General features: G+C 44.0%; 13 protein-coding genes, 2 tRNA genes and 3 rRNA genes. 13 read left to right on the top strand and 5 right to left on the bottom strand.

Features of this window, described 5'->3' with window-relative positions:
• Nucleotides 1–68 precede the first annotated feature (68 nt).
• Nucleotides 69–818, bottom strand: coding sequence for an SDR family NAD(P)-dependent oxidoreductase (locus tag AK824_RS12060; protein WP_057761880.1), 750 nt, complete (start codon nt 816–818; stop codon nt 69–71).
• Nucleotides 819–891: 73 nt separating this feature from the next.
• Entirely contained in the window at nt 892–1,551 is a 660-nt protein-coding gene (gene upp, locus AK824_RS12055) for a uracil phosphoribosyltransferase (RefSeq protein WP_057761878.1), read from the bottom strand.
• Nucleotides 1,552–2,032: 481 nt separating this feature from the next.
• On the opposite strand from upp, the gene AK824_RS12050 reads away from it, so the two are divergent.
• From AK824_RS12050 to AK824_RS11990, 13 genes are all read left to right on the top strand, one after another.
• On the top strand, nt 2,033–2,599 hold the full coding sequence (locus tag AK824_RS12050) for a DNA glycosylase (protein WP_413772222.1): 567 nt from the start codon (nt 2,033–2,035) through the stop codon (nt 2,597–2,599).
• Between the two features lie 684 nt (nt 2,600–3,283).
• Nucleotides 3,284–4,822 (top strand): 16S ribosomal RNA (locus tag AK824_RS12045).
• Between the two features lie 75 nt (nt 4,823–4,897).
• Nucleotides 4,898–4,974 (top strand) — tRNA-Ile (locus AK824_RS12040).
• A gap of 9 nt (nt 4,975–4,983) precedes the next feature.
• A tRNA-Ala gene (locus AK824_RS12035) sits at nt 4,984–5,059 on the top strand.
• A 347-nt stretch (nt 5,060–5,406) separates the two neighbouring features.
• Nucleotides 5,407–8,262: ribosomal RNA gene (locus AK824_RS12030) — 23S ribosomal RNA — on the top strand.
• A gap of 184 nt (nt 8,263–8,446) precedes the next feature.
• Nucleotides 8,447–8,560: ribosomal RNA gene (gene rrf, locus AK824_RS12025) — 5S ribosomal RNA — on the top strand.
• Together the 16S, 23S and 5S rRNA genes with 2 tRNA genes alongside form the textbook arrangement of a ribosomal RNA operon.
• 199 nt (nt 8,561–8,759) lie before the next feature.
• A complete protein-coding gene (locus AK824_RS12020) occupies nt 8,760–9,107 on the top strand; it encodes a hypothetical protein (RefSeq protein ID WP_057761874.1) in 348 nt (115 codons plus the stop codon).
• 381 nt (nt 9,108–9,488) lie between these two features.
• Nucleotides 9,489–10,547: a TRAP transporter substrate-binding protein gene (locus AK824_RS12015; RefSeq protein ID WP_057761872.1), complete on the top strand. Its 1,059-nt coding sequence runs from the start codon at nt 9,489–9,491 to the stop codon at nt 10,545–10,547.
• 18 nt (nt 10,548–10,565) lie between these two features.
• Nucleotides 10,566–11,093 (top strand): TRAP transporter small permease, encoded by a 528-nt coding sequence (locus tag AK824_RS12010; RefSeq protein WP_057761870.1) that lies wholly within the window; start codon nt 10,566–10,568, stop codon nt 11,091–11,093.
• Nucleotides 11,090–12,379 (top strand): TRAP transporter large permease, encoded by a 1,290-nt coding sequence (locus tag AK824_RS12005; RefSeq protein WP_057761868.1) that lies wholly within the window; start codon nt 11,090–11,092, stop codon nt 12,377–12,379. Before AK824_RS12010 ends, AK824_RS12005 begins: the two co-directional genes overlap by 4 nt.
• A 144-nt stretch (nt 12,380–12,523) precedes the next feature.
• Complete coding sequence (locus tag AK824_RS12000) at nt 12,524–12,742, top strand: dodecin family protein (RefSeq protein WP_057761866.1); 219 nt, start codon at nt 12,524–12,526, stop codon at nt 12,740–12,742.
• A gap of 162 nt (nt 12,743–12,904) precedes the next feature.
• Nucleotides 12,905–13,957 (top strand): 5'-nucleotidase, encoded by a 1,053-nt coding sequence (locus AK824_RS11995; RefSeq protein ID WP_057761864.1) that lies wholly within the window; start codon nt 12,905–12,907, stop codon nt 13,955–13,957.
• 40 nt (nt 13,958–13,997) lie between these two features.
• Nucleotides 13,998–14,603 carry a rhomboid family intramembrane serine protease gene (locus AK824_RS11990; RefSeq protein ID WP_057761862.1) on the top strand — a complete coding sequence of 202 codons (606 nt, stop codon included), beginning with the start codon at nt 13,998–14,000 and terminating at the stop codon, nt 14,601–14,603.
• 57 nt (nt 14,604–14,660) lie between these two features.
• Here AK824_RS11990 and AK824_RS11985 read toward each other — a convergent pair whose 3' ends face one another.
• From AK824_RS11985 to AK824_RS11975, 3 genes are all read right to left on the bottom strand, one after another.
• Entirely contained in the window at nt 14,661–15,209 is a 549-nt protein-coding gene (locus tag AK824_RS11985; protein WP_057761860.1) for a hypothetical protein, read from the bottom strand.
• Between the two features lie 169 nt (nt 15,210–15,378).
• A complete protein-coding gene (locus AK824_RS11980; RefSeq protein ID WP_057761858.1) occupies nt 15,379–17,247 on the bottom strand; it encodes a sodium:solute symporter family protein in 1,869 nt (622 codons plus the stop codon).
• Nucleotides 17,248–17,250: 3 nt separating this feature from the next.
• Nucleotides 17,251–17,511 carry a DUF4212 domain-containing protein gene (locus tag AK824_RS11975; RefSeq protein WP_057761855.1) on the bottom strand — a complete coding sequence of 87 codons (261 nt, stop codon included), beginning with the start codon at nt 17,509–17,511 and terminating at the stop codon, nt 17,251–17,253.
• Nucleotides 17,512–18,139: the final 628 nt, after the last annotated feature.

Genomic DNA, 18,139 nt, shown 5'->3' with positions numbered 1-18,139 from the left:
AGGTTCGGTATTGATAAGTGATATATCTATAATCAACATTGATACTATAACTAGCCGAGCAGTTAATATTAATTTTGCTTGGCAATCGTTAGTCCATTATAAGTCTGGGCGACTGGCATTACTTCTAGACGGTTGACGTTAATATGAGCAGGTGACTCAATTAGCCATAACAAAATATCACCGATATCTTCACCTGTCATAGTTCTAAAACCGTCATAAACCTTGGCAGCTTTGTCATCATCGCCATGATAGCGCACGTTTGAAAACTCAGTGCCAGCCACATTACCAGGCTCAAGGTTGGTCACACGCACTTGGGTACCAATCAAATCCGCTCGCAAGTTTAAGCTGAACTGTTTTACAAACGCTTTAGTTGCACCGTAAACGTTACCACCAAAGTAAGGCCAGCTACCAGCAATCGAACCGACATTGATGACATAGCCACTGTCACGCTCAACCATCGCTGGCAAGACCGCATGGGTCAACGCCATCAAGCCTTTAATGTTGGTATCAGTCATACGCATCCAGTCATCTAGACTGGCCTTGTGAGCAGGCTCTGTACCCAGTGCCAATCCTGCATTATTGACCAAGACATCGATCTGTTTAAAACCATCAGGCAAGTCAGCAATGATTTGCGGGATAGAAGCTGTATCACTCACATCCATAACGACGGGTAAAAAAGCCTCACCTAAAGTCTCTGCCAAAGCATTCAGTTTATCAAGGCGTCTGGCGCAACCAACCACGCGATGGCCGTTAGCAACCAAACGCTCTACCAACGCTTTACCAAAACCCGCGCTCGCTCCTGTAATCAATACGTTCATGATCTATCCTTATTATTGATGTTGTCTGCTATTGCCATAATTTTGATGACGGCTTTATTTACCCTAATGAGACTTATCTATTCGATAATTGCTTACCAAAAATCTTATCACCAGCATCGCCTAGACCTGGGATGATGTAACCGTGCTCATCCAAATGGCTATCTAATGCAGCGGTATAGATAGTCACGTCAGGATGCGCTTCATTTACCAAGCGTACGCCTTCAGGTGCAGCAACCAATACCAATGCTTTAATATTAGTACAGCCATTTTTCTTTAACATCTCAATAGTCGCAACCATTGAGCCGCCCGTGGCTAGCATTGGATCAATGATTAGCGCAGGACGTTTGTCCATGTGGCTCACGAATTTTTCAAAGAACGGTACTGGCTGCAACGTTTCTTCATCACGTTGTAGACCGACCACAGAAATCTTAGCAGTAGGGATCAAATCGAGCACCCCATCAAGCATGCCAATACCTGCGCGTAAAATCGGTACGATCGTCGCCGTCTTACCGATGATTTGCTCACCAGTGATCTCGCCACACCAGCCTTCCATTGGGAAAGTTTCGATTTCAAAATCACGGCTTGCTTCATAAGCCATCAAGCGCGCAAGCTCTTTGGTCAATGTACGAAATTTATAAGTACTACAGTCTTTTTCGCGCATAAGGCTGAGTTTATGACGGACTAGTGGATGATCGATTACCGTAATTTTTAAATCGCTGTTTAAGTCACTCATAAGTACTCTCTTGGTTTCTTGTCTGATGCTTGCGCAGTTACTGCGGTTGCTATTAGTATAAAAGATACAAACATTTACCGCACTTTAACCATATTCTTAGCTCGTAAATAGTAAAGTGAAACCCTTTACAATCAAGCCAATTAACTACTTTACAACAGTGCTCATTTATCGCAATCACAATATTTGCGTTCACAGCTGCCATCAAAGCCTAAGCAATTCAGGCTAAGTAAAATGATATCGCGCTATTTAAGTCAACTGATTGAACCGACTAAGTTTGACTATATAACGTGATTATAAGTGAGGTAGTGTTTAGACTTGCTATGATACCAAAAAAACCGCTTTTCTGACGAAGAATATCATGACTATAAAAACATCAAGCACTCAAAAAACCACTGCTACTGAATCAAAATCATTGGATGACAAAGCCACAGAGCTTGAAACCCATCCTTTTGAGCCTGTCTTACCGCCCAATGCAACAGTCATGATGATGGGTACGTTCCCACCGACTGCTGATAAATGGGCGATGAGCTTTCATTATCCTAATTTTTATAATGATATGTGGCGAATATATGGTCGAGTATTTTTTGATAATGCTGACTACTTTAGAATAGGCGATGAGAAGCGCTTTGACCCTGAGCGCATTCGAGATTTTATGTTTGAACGTGGCATTGCTTCTTGTCCGACAGTAAAGCAGGCCATCCGTGAGACGGGTAACGCTTCGGATAAAAATTTAACAGTAGTCACACCTGTTGATCTAGATGTTATCTTGCCGCAAGTGCCAAAGGTAAAGTCATTGTTTACGACAGGAGGCAAGGCGACCGAAGTACTGCTCGGATTACTAGATGAGCCAATTGCTAAATCAAAGCATCCGAAAACCAATCAAAGTATGGATTACCCTTATCAATGGCAAAGTACAGATAATCAGAAAGCTGAGGTGAATAATCTAACCCTATATAGGTTACCGTCGACCTCACGTGCCTATCCGTTATCGTTGGATAAGAAAGTCGCGGCGTATAAAGCGTTTTTTGAAAAAATGGGTAAGTTATAAAGTAGAAATAGAGAAATGGTTGCTTTAATAGAAGATAAAGGTCAGAGATAATATGAGGTATCTGTCTAGTAATGCTGAACGTTTTTGATATTAGAAAATATAGTAAAGAGTACATTTATAGTCAGTCTCTAAACTTATTGAAATTAATTAGACGATAACCCATTGAAAGAAATGCAGATTTATTCATCTACTAAAATAAGATTAAAAACATTAATAAAACGGGTTGACACAAAAGTTAAACCGTTTATAATACGCACCTCATCAAGACGAGCTGGAAGTATCTAGTGTGTAGATTACACATTAATAACCCAGTTAACTTGTTGAAACAAATTAAAAAAAGAAGTTGACAGACTATTAAAACATGATATGATGGTCAGCTCGCTAAATAGGATAAGCCACATTGGCTGACTTATTTAGTTTGAAATACTAGCACTGGACGACAGTGTCAGACATTATTTAAAAGCATAACTAAAGAACAACTTGTGTGGATTTTTGCTGATTCAGAATGCTAAAAAATAAAGTTGACTATCTTTTCTTTTCGGAAAGATTATTAACTATAAAAATTATCATTTAAGACAGCAGAAAAACTCAAAGTTAATTCATTACGAACATAATTTTTAGCGATTTTGCCAGATTAGATGAGCCAAGTTTAGAAGCTTCTTTAAAGAGCTTCATAGCAAGATTAAACTGAAGAGTTTGATCATGGCTCAGATTGAACGCTGGCGGCAGGCTTAACACATGCAAGTCGAGCGGAAACGATGGTAGCTTGCTACCAGGCGTCGAGCGGCGGACGGGTGAGTAATACTTAGGAATCTACCTAGTAGTGGGGGATAGCACGGGGAAACTCGTATTAATACCGCATACGACCTACGGGAGAAAGGGGGCAGTTTACTGCTCTCGCTATTAGATGAGCCTAAGTCGGATTAGCTAGATGGTGGGGTAAAGGCCTACCATGGCGACGATCTGTAGCTGGTCTGAGAGGATGATCAGCCACACCGGGACTGAGACACGGCCCGGACTCCTACGGGAGGCAGCAGTGGGGAATATTGGACAATGGGGGAAACCCTGATCCAGCCATGCCGCGTGTGTGAAGAAGGCCTTTTGGTTGTAAAGCACTTTAAGCAGTGAAGAAGACTCTTCGGTTAATACCCGGAGACGATGACATTAGCTGCAGAATAAGCACCGGCTAACTCTGTGCCAGCAGCCGCGGTAATACAGAGGGTGCAAGCGTTAATCGGAATTACTGGGCGTAAAGCGAGCGTAGGTGGCTTGATAAGTCAGATGTGAAATCCCCGGGCTCAACCTGGGAACTGCATCTGAAACTGTTAGGCTAGAGTAGGTGAGAGGGAAGTAGAATTTCAGGTGTAGCGGTGAAATGCGTAGAGATCTGAAGGAATACCGATGGCGAAGGCAGCTTCCTGGCATCATACTGACACTGAGGCTCGAAAGCGTGGGTAGCAAACAGGATTAGATACCCTGGTAGTCCACGCCGTAAACGATGTCTACTAGTCGTTGGGTCCCTTGAGGACTTAGTGACGCAGCTAACGCAATAAGTAGACCGCCTGGGGAGTACGGCCGCAAGGTTAAAACTCAAATGAATTGACGGGGGCCCGCACAAGCGGTGGAGCATGTGGTTTAATTCGATGCAACGCGAAGAACCTTACCTGGTCTTGACATATCTAGAATCCTGCAGAGATGCGGGAGTGCCTTCGGGAATTAGAATACAGGTGCTGCATGGCTGTCGTCAGCTCGTGTCGTGAGATGTTGGGTTAAGTCCCGCAACGAGCGCAACCCTTGTCCTTAGTTACCAGCGGGTTAAGCCGGGAACTCTAAGGATACTGCCAGTGACAAACTGGAGGAAGGCGGGGACGACGTCAAGTCATCATGGCCCTTACGACCAGGGCTACACACGTGCTACAATGGTAGGTACAGAGGGCAGCTACACAGCGATGTGATGCGAATCTCAAAAAGCCTATCGTAGTCCAGATTGGAGTCTGCAACTCGACTCCATGAAGTAGGAATCGCTAGTAATCGCGGATCAGAATGCCGCGGTGAATACGTTCCCGGGCCTTGTACACACCGCCCGTCACACCATGGGAGTTGATTGCACCAGAAGTGGATAGCTTAACCTTCGGGGAGGCGTTCACCACGGTGTGGTTGATGACTGGGGTGAAGTCGTAACAAGGTAGCCGTAGGGGAACCTGCGGCTGGATCACCTCCTTATAGACGCATTCGGTCAGCAAGAATTCACAACAAGTTGTTCTTTAGTTTAAGCTTACGTTTTTAAAAAACGTATTAGGGTCTGTAGCTCAGCTGGTTAGAGCACCGTGTTGATAACGCGGGGGTCGGTGGTTCAAGTCCACCTAGACCCACCATTTTACAATGGGGCCATAGCTCAGTTGGTAGAGCGCCTGCCTTGCACGCAGGAGGTCAACGGTTCGACTCCGTTTGGCTCCACCACTACTAAGACGGTTAAGTAAGCTTTAGATGCCAATAAATAAATAGGTATTAAATAGAAACAAGTGATTTTAATTGATTACTTCTTTCTGTTTTATACAGAATCTGTGACTCGACGAGAGCATAGAGACTATTTAAAAACATAGATATGAGTCTGGGTTAGGATGAGCGTGTTCACGCGCACTTCCTAACCTTAATAACTCGCCTCTTAACGACATCAGTTGTTATCCCAGGGGTGAGTTATTAAAAAAAGTAAAGAGAACTGAATCAAGCGTATAAACATAGGTGATATCGTTATCATAATTAGATTGTATGACACTTAGAAGTCGAAAGACTACTTGGGGTTGTATGGTCAAGTAATGAAGCGCACATGGTGGATGCCTTGGCAGTCAGAGGCGATGAAAGACGTGACAGCCTGCGATAAGCTTCGGGGAGGCGGCAATATCCTGTGATCCGGAGATTTCTGAATGGGGAAACCCACTTACCATAAGGTAGGTATCCTAATTTATTAGGAAGCGAACGAGGGGAAGTGAAACATCTCAGTACCCTTAGGAATAGACATCAATTGAGATTCCCCTAGTAGCGGCGAGCGAACGGGGAGAAGCCGATTAATTCTAATGTAGAAGAACAGCGTGGGAAAGCTGACCGTAGTAGGTGATAGTCCTGTATTCGAAACATTAGAGTTAACATATTAAGTAGAGCGGGGCACGAGAAATCCTGTTTGAAGATGGGGGGACCATCCTCCAAGGCTAAATACTCCTGACTGACCGATAGTGAACCAGTACCGTGAGGGAAAGGCGAAAAGAACCCCTGTGAGGGGAGTGAAATAGAACCTGAAACCGTGTGCGTACAAGCAGTGGGAGCCCACTTGTTGGGTGACCGCGTACCTTTTGTATAATGGGTCAGCGACTTATATTCTGTAGCAAGGTTAACCGTTTAGGGGAGCCGTAGGGAAACCGAGTCTTAATAGGGCGTTTAGTTGCAGGGTATAGACCCGAAACCGAGTGATCTATCCATGAGCAGGTTGAAAGTGCCGTAACAGGCACCGGAGGACCGAACCCACTGTCGTTGAAAAGCCAGGGGATGACTTGTGGATAGGGGTGAAAGGCTAATCAAACTCGGTGATAGCTGGTTCTCCCCGAAAGCTATTTAGGTAGCGCCTCGGACGAACACCATTGGGGGTAGAGCACTGTTTCGGCTAGGGGGTCATACCGACTTACCAAACCGATGCAAACTCCGAATACCGATGAGTGATATCCGGGAGACACACGGTGGGTGCTAACGTCCATCGTGGAGAGGGAAACAACCCAGACCGCCAGCTAAGGCCCCAAATTCCTAGTTAAGTGGGAAACGAGGTGGGAAGGCATAGACAGCTAGGAGGTTGGCTTAGAAGCAGCCATCCTTTAAAGAAAGCGTAATAGCTCACTAGTCGAGTCGGCCCGCGCGGAAGATGTAACGGGGCTCAAACTAGGAGCCGAAGCTGCGGATTTGAATTTGTTTTCAAGTGGTAGGGGAGCGTTGTGTAAGCCTGTGAAGGTGTGTTGTAAAGCATGCTGGAGGTATCACAAGAGCGAATGCTGACGTGAGTAACGATAATGCGAGTGAAAAGCTCGCACGCCGGAAGATCAAGGGTTCCAGTCCAACGTTAATCGGGGCTGGGTGAGTCGACCCCTAAGGCGAGGCCGAAAGGCGTAGTCGATGGGAAATCGGTTAATATTCCGATACTTGTTTATAATGCGATGGAGGGACGGAGAAGGTTATGTCAGCCTGGCGTTGGTTGTCCAGGTGAAAGGATGTAGGTTTATAGCTTAGGTAAATCCGGGCTATTCTATACCGAGATCTGATAGCAAGCTGTACTTGTACAGCGAAGTGGCAAATACCATGCTTCCAGGAAAAGCTTCTAAGCAATAGTTATAAACGAATCGTACCCTAAACCGACACAGGTGATCAGGTAGAGAATACCAAGGCGCTTGAGAGAACTCTGCTGAAGGAACTAGGCAAAATGGTACCGTAACTTCGGGAGAAGGTACGCTGTTGATGGTGATAGGACTTGCTCCTTGAGCTGTTGGCAGTCGCAGATACCAGGCTGCTGCAACTGTTTATTAAAAACACAGCACTCTGCAAACACGAAAGTGGACGTATAGGGTGTGATGTCTGCCCGGTGCTGGAAGGTTAATTGATGGGGTTAGCGTAAGCGAAGCTCTTGATCGAAGCCCCAGTAAACGGCGGCCGTAACTATAACGGTCCTAAGGTAGCGAAATTCCTTGTCGGGTAAGTTCCGACCTGCACGAATGACATAATGATGGCAGCGCTGTCTCCAGCAGAGACTCAGTGAAATCGAAATCGCAGTGAAGATGCTGTGTACCCGCGGCTAGACGGAAAGACCCCGTGAACCTTTACTACAGCTTTACATTGAACTTTGACCTGACTTGTGCAGGATAGGTGGGAGGCTTTGAAGCCGAGACGCTAGTCTCGGTGGAGCCAATCTTGAAATACCACCCTGGTCATGTTGGGGTTCTAACTCAGGTATAACAATACCGAGGACAATGTATGGTGGGTAGTTTGACTGGGGCGGTCTCCTCCTAAAGAGTAACGGAGGAGTACGAAGGTGCGCTCAGACCGGTCGGAAATCGGTCGTAGAGTATAAAGGCAAAAGCGCGCTTAACTGCGAGACCCACAAGTCGAGCAGGTACGAAAGTAGGTCTTAGTGATCCGGTGGTTCTGTATGGAAGGGCCATCGCTCAACGGATAAAAGGTACTCTGGGGATAACAGGCTGATACCGCCCAAGAGTTCATATCGACGGCGGTGTTTGGCACCTCGATGTCGGCTCATCTCATCCTAGGGCTGAAGCAGGTCCTAAGGGTATGGCTGTTCGCCATTTAAAGAGGTACGCGAGCTGGGTTTAGAACGTCGTGAGACAGTTCGGTCCCTATCTACCGTGGGCGTTGGAAATTTGAGAGGATCTGCTCCTAGTACGAGAGGACCAGAGTGGACGAACCTCTGGTGTTCGGGTTGTCACGCCAGTGGCATTGCCCGGTAGCTACGTTCGGATGGGATAACCGCTGAAAGCATCTAAGCGGGAAGCCCACCTCAAGATTAGATTTCCCTAAAGAGCCGTTCAAGACTAGGACGTTGATAGGCAGGGTGTGGAAGCGCAGCGATGCGTGTAGCTAACCTGTACTAATTGCTCGTTTGGCTTGACCATACAACACCCAAGTGGTTTGTATACAAGTCTAATTAATCTATCTTGTATAGCTCAGGCTATAGAAACAGACAGAACATTTCGATATCACCTTTAACCTTGATTCAGTTAGGTTACAAGTTGATCGACAACAAGCTCAAACTTGATGTCAATAAAAACAACAACAGACTCATATCTAACCCCCTTTGCTGACGACAATAGCGCGATGGCCCCACCTGATCCCTTCCCGAACTCAGAAGTGAAACATCGTAGCGCCAATGGTAGTGTGGTTCGCCCATGTGAGAGTAGGTCATCGTCAGCTCTCTATTCTAGATAAAGCCCCCAACGCGTTAGCGTTGGGGGCTTTTCTTTGTGCGTGGTTTGGTGCCAGTGCTAGTTGCTGGAAAGTTTAGCACTAGATACTTCGGTCAAGAATCCAAACTTTCCTACAAGTCAGTTTGATGTGATATTATTTATTCACTTCTAGAGTCTACTATCTGTCATTTATTTTGGAGCACGTTATGGGCGTTTCACTCTACTATACTGCTGAACGTTCTACTCTCTTGACTCAGCAGGAGCAAGAAAAAATCGCGTCAATAGTCGATGAATATAATGAAAAATTCGAGCATGCAGATAATGCAGAGACTTTCGATCTCTATGCATATGATGATAGTGAGTCAGAGGTAATACTAGCAGGAGCTACGAAGTTGCCTGCTAGTATGGATGTAGGAGATCTTATGTATACCCTAGAGCATTGGCTACAGTGTCTGACCGAGATTCGTCTTACGGTAACTGATGCAGAATGGCATGTGCATCTAGATGATAACGATGCTGTATGGGTAGATGATAAATGGCAGATGGAAGAATAACGTTTTATCACTATTATTATTTATATAACTGCCTAGAGCAGCTTCGATAAGCTCATAGAATATTTACACAAAAAAGCTCTCAACTGGATAACAGGCTGAGAGCTTTTTTATGAGGAATTATTTTAATCTGCTTACTTTTTAATATTATTTATGTAGACAATTAGAGTATTAAAAATATATCTATAATATGAATATATCTTTCACAATCTGCTCAAAATGATTTGACTTCTATCATTATAGCTGCTAATTTTAAACAGTACTTTTATTACAGGTATGTAAAAAATATATCTAAACCTTGTAGCCAATTTAATCTAGGATGAATCAGATTGTCTGTTCGTAATACCTTACTCTTATTCTCATAATTATCAAAAGGAATTGATAATGAAGTTAGCTCCTCTTTTTTCAATTGGTGCTTTAGCCGCTATTAGTCTTCTTGGCTGTTCTAACCAATCTGCTGATACGACTGATGGCTCATTAGCGACTTCTCAAGAAACTACCGTGCTACGGTTTTCGCATTTTTGGCCAGCAACCTCATCTATCAGTAAAGAAGTCTTTGAGCCTTGGGCAAAACAGATAGAAACAGATTCTGACGGTCGCCTAAAAGTTGAACTTTATCCATCGGCGGGCCTTGCTAAAGCAGACGTTACTTATGAATCTGCTGCCAAAGGTACGATCGATATTGGTTCACAAGCACATGGTTATACCAATGGTCGCTTTCCTCTGACTCAGATTACTGAGCTTCCAGGTTTATCAAACTCAGCAACTCAAATGGGCTGTATGCTACAGACCCTATATGATGATGGTACTTTGGCGAGTGAGTACGAAGATACTCATTTACTGTTTATGTATGGCGGGGGACCTGGTGCACTTCATACAACAGATAAGTTAATTCGTACGCCTGCAGATATGAAAGGTATGCGTATTCGACGTCCTTCAGCTGTGGCAGGTGATATCATCGAAAGTGCAGGCGCTTCACCAGTCGGTTTACCTGCAAACGATATGTATACCTCTCTACAGCGTGGTGTCGTTGATGGTTTAAGTTTCCCTTGGGAGGCGGTAACAGCTTTTAAAATCGATGAGATTACCAAATATCATACCAACATTCCTTTCTATAGTTCAGCGCTTATGGTCACGATGAACAAGGACAAATATGACAACTTACCTGATGATCTAAAACAAGTTTTGGATAAAAACTCAGGAATGGCGTTGGCCAGTAAAGTTGGTGAAGTATTTGATAAGCATGACCAGATGGCAATTCAAGCTGCTAAAGATAAGGGTGATGAAATTGTCGAAATTCCTGATCCGCTAAATGATCCAGATTGGAAAGGGCCACTTGAAAGAGGAACCCAAAAATATCTAAGTGATGTTAACGCTTTGGGTTTAGATGCTGATGGCGTCTATGAAAAAGCAAAAGCTGCCAGTGCTGCCTGTAAGGTCTAACCTAATTGGAGGTGTCACATGGCATTTTTAGTCAAGCTCAGCGTTTTAATCTCTAGATTATGCCAGTTTATTGGTGGGGTGAGTCTCATCATCATCGTACTAACCACCATGCTCGATGTCGTCGCACGCTACATATTCAAACTTACCGGTGGTGAGTTTGGATTCACTGTCAAAGGCAGTGTAGAGATTGTTTCCTACTTCATGCTATTTGCATTGCTCGCTGCCTTTGCCGCGTTTGTCGAACGCTCACAAATCATCGTCGACGTCTTCACCCAGAAAATGCCACAGTCTATTAAAGGCTACCTTATGGGTATCTTTATGATGGGCTTCTTTGTCATCGGCATCGTCTTCTCATGGGGACTCTACGAGAGCGCCATTGATGCCTTAGAGTATGGCAAAGTCACCCAAGATCTTCGAATATCTATGATGCCTATCTATATGGTTAGTGCATTCTTAAGCATCCTACTGGCCATTCGCTCATTGATCGAATCCATCAACATCTTTAAGACAGGCGAATTCTTTGACGCCGAGGAGACAGGCGCATGAGTCCAGAAATTATCGGTGCGATTGGCCTAGTCGTCATGATCCTGCTTGTCGTCTTACGCGTACCAGTCGCACTTGCCATGTTAGGGGTGGGCTTAGTCGGTTTTGGTGCGGTTACCGCGCCTAGTGGTGCCCTACAAATGCTCAAAGACATCCCAGTTGATGTCTTAGCAAAGTATGACTTTAGTGCCATTCCCTTATTTATTCTGATGGGCGTGTTTGCTACTCACTCGGGCATGGCAGGTAAACTCTTTGAAGCCACCCGAACCATATTTGGCGGGGTAAGGGGAAGTCTTGGTATTGCTGGTATCGGTTCATCCGGTATCTTTGCCTCTATCTCAGGCTCATCACTCGCCACTGCCTCTACCATGACCAAAGTGGCGCTACCGCAAATGGAGAAGTACGGTTATCAGCCAGGCTTTGCCTGCGGTATCTTAGCCGCTGGCGGTACGCTTGGTATTATGATTCCGCCCAGTATTGCTCTACTGGTCTACGCCATCTTAACCCAGCAGTCAGTAGGTGACATGTTCATCGCTGGCTTCTTACCCGGTATGCTCGGTATGGTAATGTACTCACTTACCGTCATGGTGATGGTACGCTGGAAACCACACTTAGCAAAACGTGGTGAGAAAACTACGTGGAAAGCCAAGCTGCTGTCACTGACTGGTCTGATCCCATTTAGCTTTATCTTTATCGTGATTATTGCTGGTATCTTCTTCGGGTTATTTACCCCAACAGAAGGCGCCGCAGTAGGGGCATTTGTCTCATGGGCTTATGCTTTTGCTAAAGGCATGCGTTTAGAAGGTCTCAAGCAGTCACTGATTGAGACGCTAGCACTCTCTGCAGTGGTGTTCTTTATGCTACTGGGTGCAGAGGCATTGGGGTATTTTATCTCAGTCTCACGCTTGTCTTATACCTTAGCGTCTTGGATCGGTGGATTGGCGGTCAGTCCAATGATTGTGCTGATCTGTATCCTGTTCATGTATTTCTTATTAGGGCTGTTCATGGATGCCTTAGCAATGCTAGTAATCACTATACCCGTGGTATATCCAATCATTCTAGCGTTAGGGTTTGATCCAGTCTGGTTTGGCATCATTGCGGTATTGACGGTGGAGCTTGGTTTGATTACGCCGCCGATGGGGATGAATATCTTTGTGATTAAGGCGATGGCACCGCACATTAAGCTGAGTGATATGTTCCGCGGGGTGGCTCCATTCATTGTCTCTGATGTGATTCGGTTGGTTATCTTAGTGATGTTCCCTGCGATATCACTGGTACTGCTCGGGTAAGTTATACACAAAGTAACATAGATACACTGTTGTATGTGGGGTATAACGCTAGAATGGTTGAGAGACAGAGAGCCAAATGTACATTTTTATCATTATTCTGTCTCATAAAAATTATTTTAAAATCATATGGATGTGAAAAGTATTATGACTATTGCTAAAAATATTGAGATCAGCAGTACTTCTGAAACCAGCTTTGAAGATGCTATTCAACAAGGTATCGCAAGAATCTCCAAAACAGTCAAAAATGTTGAAGGTGCTTGGATCAAAGAGCAAAAAGTAGGTGTCACTGATGGAAAAATCAGTAAATATCATGTCATCATGATCGTAAGCTTTGTCATCGATGATGGTACTGATATCAGCTAAACATTGATAAAGATAAAAAAGACTGCGATTGCAGTCTTTTTTTTGCACAAGAAAACGATCATTAGCAGAACTACGATATACACGAGTAGCTACACGGCTTACTCATATATATAGTAAAATAAATCCTCTAATTCTCAATACTTATCATAGAAGCACATATTTATGGCTGTCGATTTTAGTAATACGCTTATCGTCGCAATTTCTGCGACGGCACTTTTTGATTTGACTGAGTCAGAAAACTATTTGCTAGAGCTGCTAGAGCAACGACCTTCAAGTGCTATAAAAGAATTTAGGGAGTACATGACCGAGCGTGAAAATGACCCCTTGAATATTGGTGCAGGTTATCCGCTAATTAAAGCGTTACTAAACCTAAATAAGTATTCTGATAATAGTGACGGACAAGATTCAGATATTGAAACGCCTTTAGTAGAAGTCGTTATCGTTTCAAAAAGTAGCCCAGATACAGGCATTCAAGTGCTGAATGCAATTTTAGAACGCGGTATCAATATTTCACGCTCGGCGTTTATTTCAGGCAGTCCTGTAGCGCCCTATATAAAAGACTTTAATGTTGATCTGTTTTTGACCACCAATCGTGACGATGCCCAGCAGGTGGCTGATGCCAATATTTGTGCCTGTGCCATATTAGACGCTACGCCTGTCAATACTTATGAGTTGGATACTGAGCAGCTACGTATTGCCTTTGATGGGGACGCGGTACTTTTTGATGATTCAGGTGAATTGCTATACAAACAAAAAGGGCTGCGAGCCTTTCATGATCGTGAAGTACAAATGCGTGATTTGCCGATTGAAAAAGGCCCTTATGCTGAATTGTTGATTAAATTGTCAAATCTGCAGGAGCGTCTACCTGCTGGTCTAAAATACTCGCCAATAAAAATTGCGCTTGTGACCGCGCGCAATGCACCAGCTGACTTACGTGCTATCAAGACATTACGAGAGTGGGGAGTGAATGTCGATATGGCATTTTTTTTGGGAGGACTAGAGAAAACAGCGGTACTCAGAACATTTGCGCCGCATATCTTCTTTGATGATTCAATCAAGCACATTGATGCAGCACGTCGCTTTATTCCTACGGCCTTGGTTCCTTATCATTCGACGTCATTATTGCATGGTGACAACTATCTCACTGCTGATGAGGATGCATCATTGTTATCATTCAAACCTGCTGTGCACCCACTATTTGCTGTAAATCATTAAGTAGGTATAAAAAATTTAGGTAATAAGGATAGGATGGTATATGAATTGGCAGCAGTTGCTTAACTTAATTGTCGTGCGGATAAAGCAGGTTATTGGACTGTATGCTTTTGTGCTTATACCGATGTGGGGCATGTTTTTTCTAAATGAAGTGGTCTTATTTGGTATGTGGAACATCTTCGGTATCGTGCCGCGTGCTTTAGATGTAGGTAGTATGATAGGGGTATTTGCTTCATGGACCATGCATGGCAATTTGTCACATTTGACTGGCAATACGGTGACGCTATTACAAATTCTTTTTTTATTTGGGCTGTTTGAGAAAAATGCTTATCGCACAGTGATTAAACTGGTGGTTGCCTCAGGACTGGTCACTTGGGTTATCGGGTCGCCGTCTTCTATCCATATTGGCGCATCAGGGCTTTGCTTTGCAATGTTAGGTTATATGATAGGCGGGGCTATATTTGCGCGACGCTGGGGTTATCTGATTGCTTGTATCGTCATGGGAACTGGTTATTGGCTGACCATTAAGCAAGGATTGATGCCGCAACAAGGTATCTCGTTTGCGGCACATTTTGGTGGCTTGTGTGCGGGGCTATTGCTGGGAGCCAATTCAAAGCATACTTATTCAGCAGCTTCTCAACGCTATTAAAAGCAACTGGATGTCAGCATTTAATCAACCAACATTATCATACTAAGCATTATTGGATCAGACGCTTTCATCAGTACAGATTTTGATAAATAAAGGGTCATCTGTAGTTAGCTCTCGCCATGCAGTGGTCTGTTTAACATGTTCATCCACCGTCAGCGTGCTACCTTTTTCTGGTATCACGTAGTCCGCTCGTGAAGGAGTAGTGCAGTCTATTACCTGTAAAATCTTCTGCACACTTCTGCGTCTTTCAAACAAATACAAATTAACTAAGTGCATGTCTGGATTGTCAGCATGCATACTGGCATTGCCCGTATCTGCCGCAATAAAGCGCAAGACTTGTGGTTTAATATAAGACCATGGGCGAAACCATTCTGTACTTTCGGCAGTTTTTATGACCTCAACACCATCTGGCAGCTGACGGACTTGCTGACCGTACCAGTTGTATTCTTGATGTACCTGAAACCCAAAAATACCAATCGCAGCAAATAAGGGAATCAGCCACTTTGGCGCGCGCTTACCTGACAGTTTACAGAGGTGAGTTATGATCAGTGCCAATCCAGCCATGCCAAATGCGGCAGCTATGGTAGCGATAAACTCAAAAAGCATAAAATATTCCTTAATGCGCTAGGCACTTTTAGTCAGGTATGTTCAATTGGACAAAGCAAAACCATCATCTAACTATTATTTTAATAAGTATTAGATAAAAAATCACTCACCAGCAGTGGCTGCCAGTGAGTGATATATAGTAACAGAAGACATATCATCATTCGTCAGATTAATGGTCGACCGCACCGCCTGCACCGCGTGGTGAGCGAACGCTTTCAACCAATTCTTGAATATGCAGCGGTGGCGCTTTGGTTGCATAAGAAACGATGAATGCAACGATAAAGTTAAGCAGGGCACCAATCACACCAAATGATAGTGGTGAGATACCAAATAGCCAGTACTCCGCTGTATCAGGGAAGTTAGCAGTACCACTGATAAAGAACCAACCTTTGAAGACGAAGATGTAAACCAAGATACTGATCAAACCTGTCAACATACCGGCGATAGCGCCAAGGTTGTTGATACGTTTTGAGAAGATCCCCATCATTAGTGCAGGGAAGAGGGACGCACCAGCGATACCAAATGCCAATGCAACTACCTGTGCTGCAAACCCTGGTGGATTCATACCTAAGTAAGTAGCAACCACAATCGCAATACCCATCGTAATACGTGCGACCTTGAGCTCTCCTTTGTCAGTAATGTTTGGATTTAGGTTTCGTTTGATTAAATCATGACTAATCGCTGACGAGATAGCGAGCAATAGGCCAGCAGCAGTTGATAGTGCAGCGGCTAGACCACCTGCAGCGATCAAACCAATTACCCAAGATGGCAGTTGTGCAATCTCTGGGTTGGCCAATACCAAGATATCAGCATTGACGTCGAGCTCGTTACCAGCCCAACCTGCATCTGCAAAGCGGCCATCAAGTTCGAGATCATGTGCAGCACGTGCTGTTTCAACCGCAGTCGTAGCAGCGCCTACATCACCGCCTTCAGTCTGTGCATTGGTTAGAGCAACTTCTGCAGCGCCCAGTCCACTATCGTTATACATTTGGATACGACCATCGTTATTGAGGTCAGTATATTTGATCAGGCCAGTATCTTCCCAAGTTCTCATCCAGTCTGGACGTTGGTCATAGTCGATAGCAGGCTCTGCAACCCCTTGTGGATAGATAGTATCGATAAGGTTTAAACGTGCCATTGCGCCAACAGCAGGTGCTGTGAAGTACAATAATGAGATAAATACTAACGTCCAACCAGCCGTCCAACGTGCATCGGCAACTTTAGGAACGGTGAAAAAGCGAATAATAACGTGAGGTAGACCAGCGGTACCAATCATGAGTGATAAGGTGAACAGCACCATGTTTAGCTTGTTAGGTACGTCAGCTGTATATGCTGTGAATCCCAAATCGGTCACGACTTGATCAAGCTTGGTTAAGATAGGGACGCCAGATTCGATATGGTTTGAAAATAAGCCCAAACCTGGAATTGGATTGCCGGTTAATTCAAGTGAGATAAAGACAGCAGGAATGGTATAAGCAATCATTAGAACCACATACTGCGCAACCTGCGTGTAGGTAATCCCTTTCATACCGCCAAGAACTGCATAAAAGAATACAACAACTGCCGCAATAATAAGACCTGTGTTGTTATCTACTTCTAAGAAACGTGAAAATGCGACACCAGCACCTGTCATCTGACCGATAACGTATGTGGTAGAGGCAATAATCAAACAAACCACGGCAATCATTGCAGCCGTTTTTGAATAAAAGCGATCTCCAATAAAGTCAGGCACCGTGAACTTGCCAAATTTACGTAAGTAAGGAGCCAGTAGCATGGCTAGTAGTACATAACCACCTGTCCAGCCCATCAAGTAGGTCGATGCGCCATAACCGCCAGCAGCAAGCAAACCTGCCATGGAAATAAAAGATGCTGCACTCATCCAGTCAGCAGCCGTCGCCATACCGTTAACTACTGGATGTACACCGCCGCCCGCCACATAGAATTCACTGGTTGTCCCAGCCCGAGCCCAAATCGCAATACCAAAATACAGAGCGAAAGATAGCCCTACGAAAATAATATTAACTAAATACTGACTCATGGTCTATTCCTCATCTACGCCATATTGTTTATCTAACTTATTCATACGCCATGCGTAGAAGAAAATTAAAATGATAAACACCCCTATAGAGCCTTGCTGAGCGAACCAAAAGCCCAAGTCAGTGCCGCCGACTTTGATGCCGGCTAAAAGAGGACGCAATAAAATAGCAAAACCATAAGAACATAGTGCCCAAACTACTAGGCTACCTAAGATGAGACGGACATTGGCACGCCAATAACCGGATGGATCGTTATGATCTTTCATAGGACAACTCCTTTTGTCTTCCCTAAAAAATACCAACAATATAAAAAGAACTGCGATTATTTCTTACCACAAAAGTATAAAAAATAGTCAGGTACTGCTTTATATAGTGAAAACGATGATGCGTGATAGTACGTTTAATGCTCGGTAGTTCTCTACTTCAAATAAAAGTAATTAACTGTTTAAGCATCGCATTGACTTAAACCATCGAATGGCAAAAATAACGTTTCTTGAGGAAGACAGAAGGGTGGACTATCCAATGTCTTTTTAGCAATCTCGTCTTCCTGACAAGAGTTTCAATCTTTTTAACGCGCTATCCTATTGTGCTGCCTGATAGCTTCTTGTACTGCTTAATAGCTTCGACAACCATAAAACAGGCTAAACGGATATAGAATTTATATTAGCACGGTTTAATATAGATAATTGCAAACTACTGCGCATGAATAATAATTGAATTACTAAAAATTAGTTTGCTTATCATTCATTGAAAAACCCGACGTTACGGAAACGGTACGGCAACCGTGTAATTTATGCGATTAAATTATCACTTAATCTATTCTATATAAGATAAAACATAAGCATTATTTATTTTAAAAATAATTATATGAAGTCGATAAGCAAACGTGATGGT

Origin of the sequence: Psychrobacter sp. P11G3, from assembly GCF_001435845.1 — a bacterium.
In the GTDB taxonomy this organism is placed as follows: Bacteria; Pseudomonadota; Gammaproteobacteria; order Pseudomonadales; family Moraxellaceae; genus Psychrobacter.
This window is presented reverse-complemented; position numbering and strand designations above follow the sequence as displayed.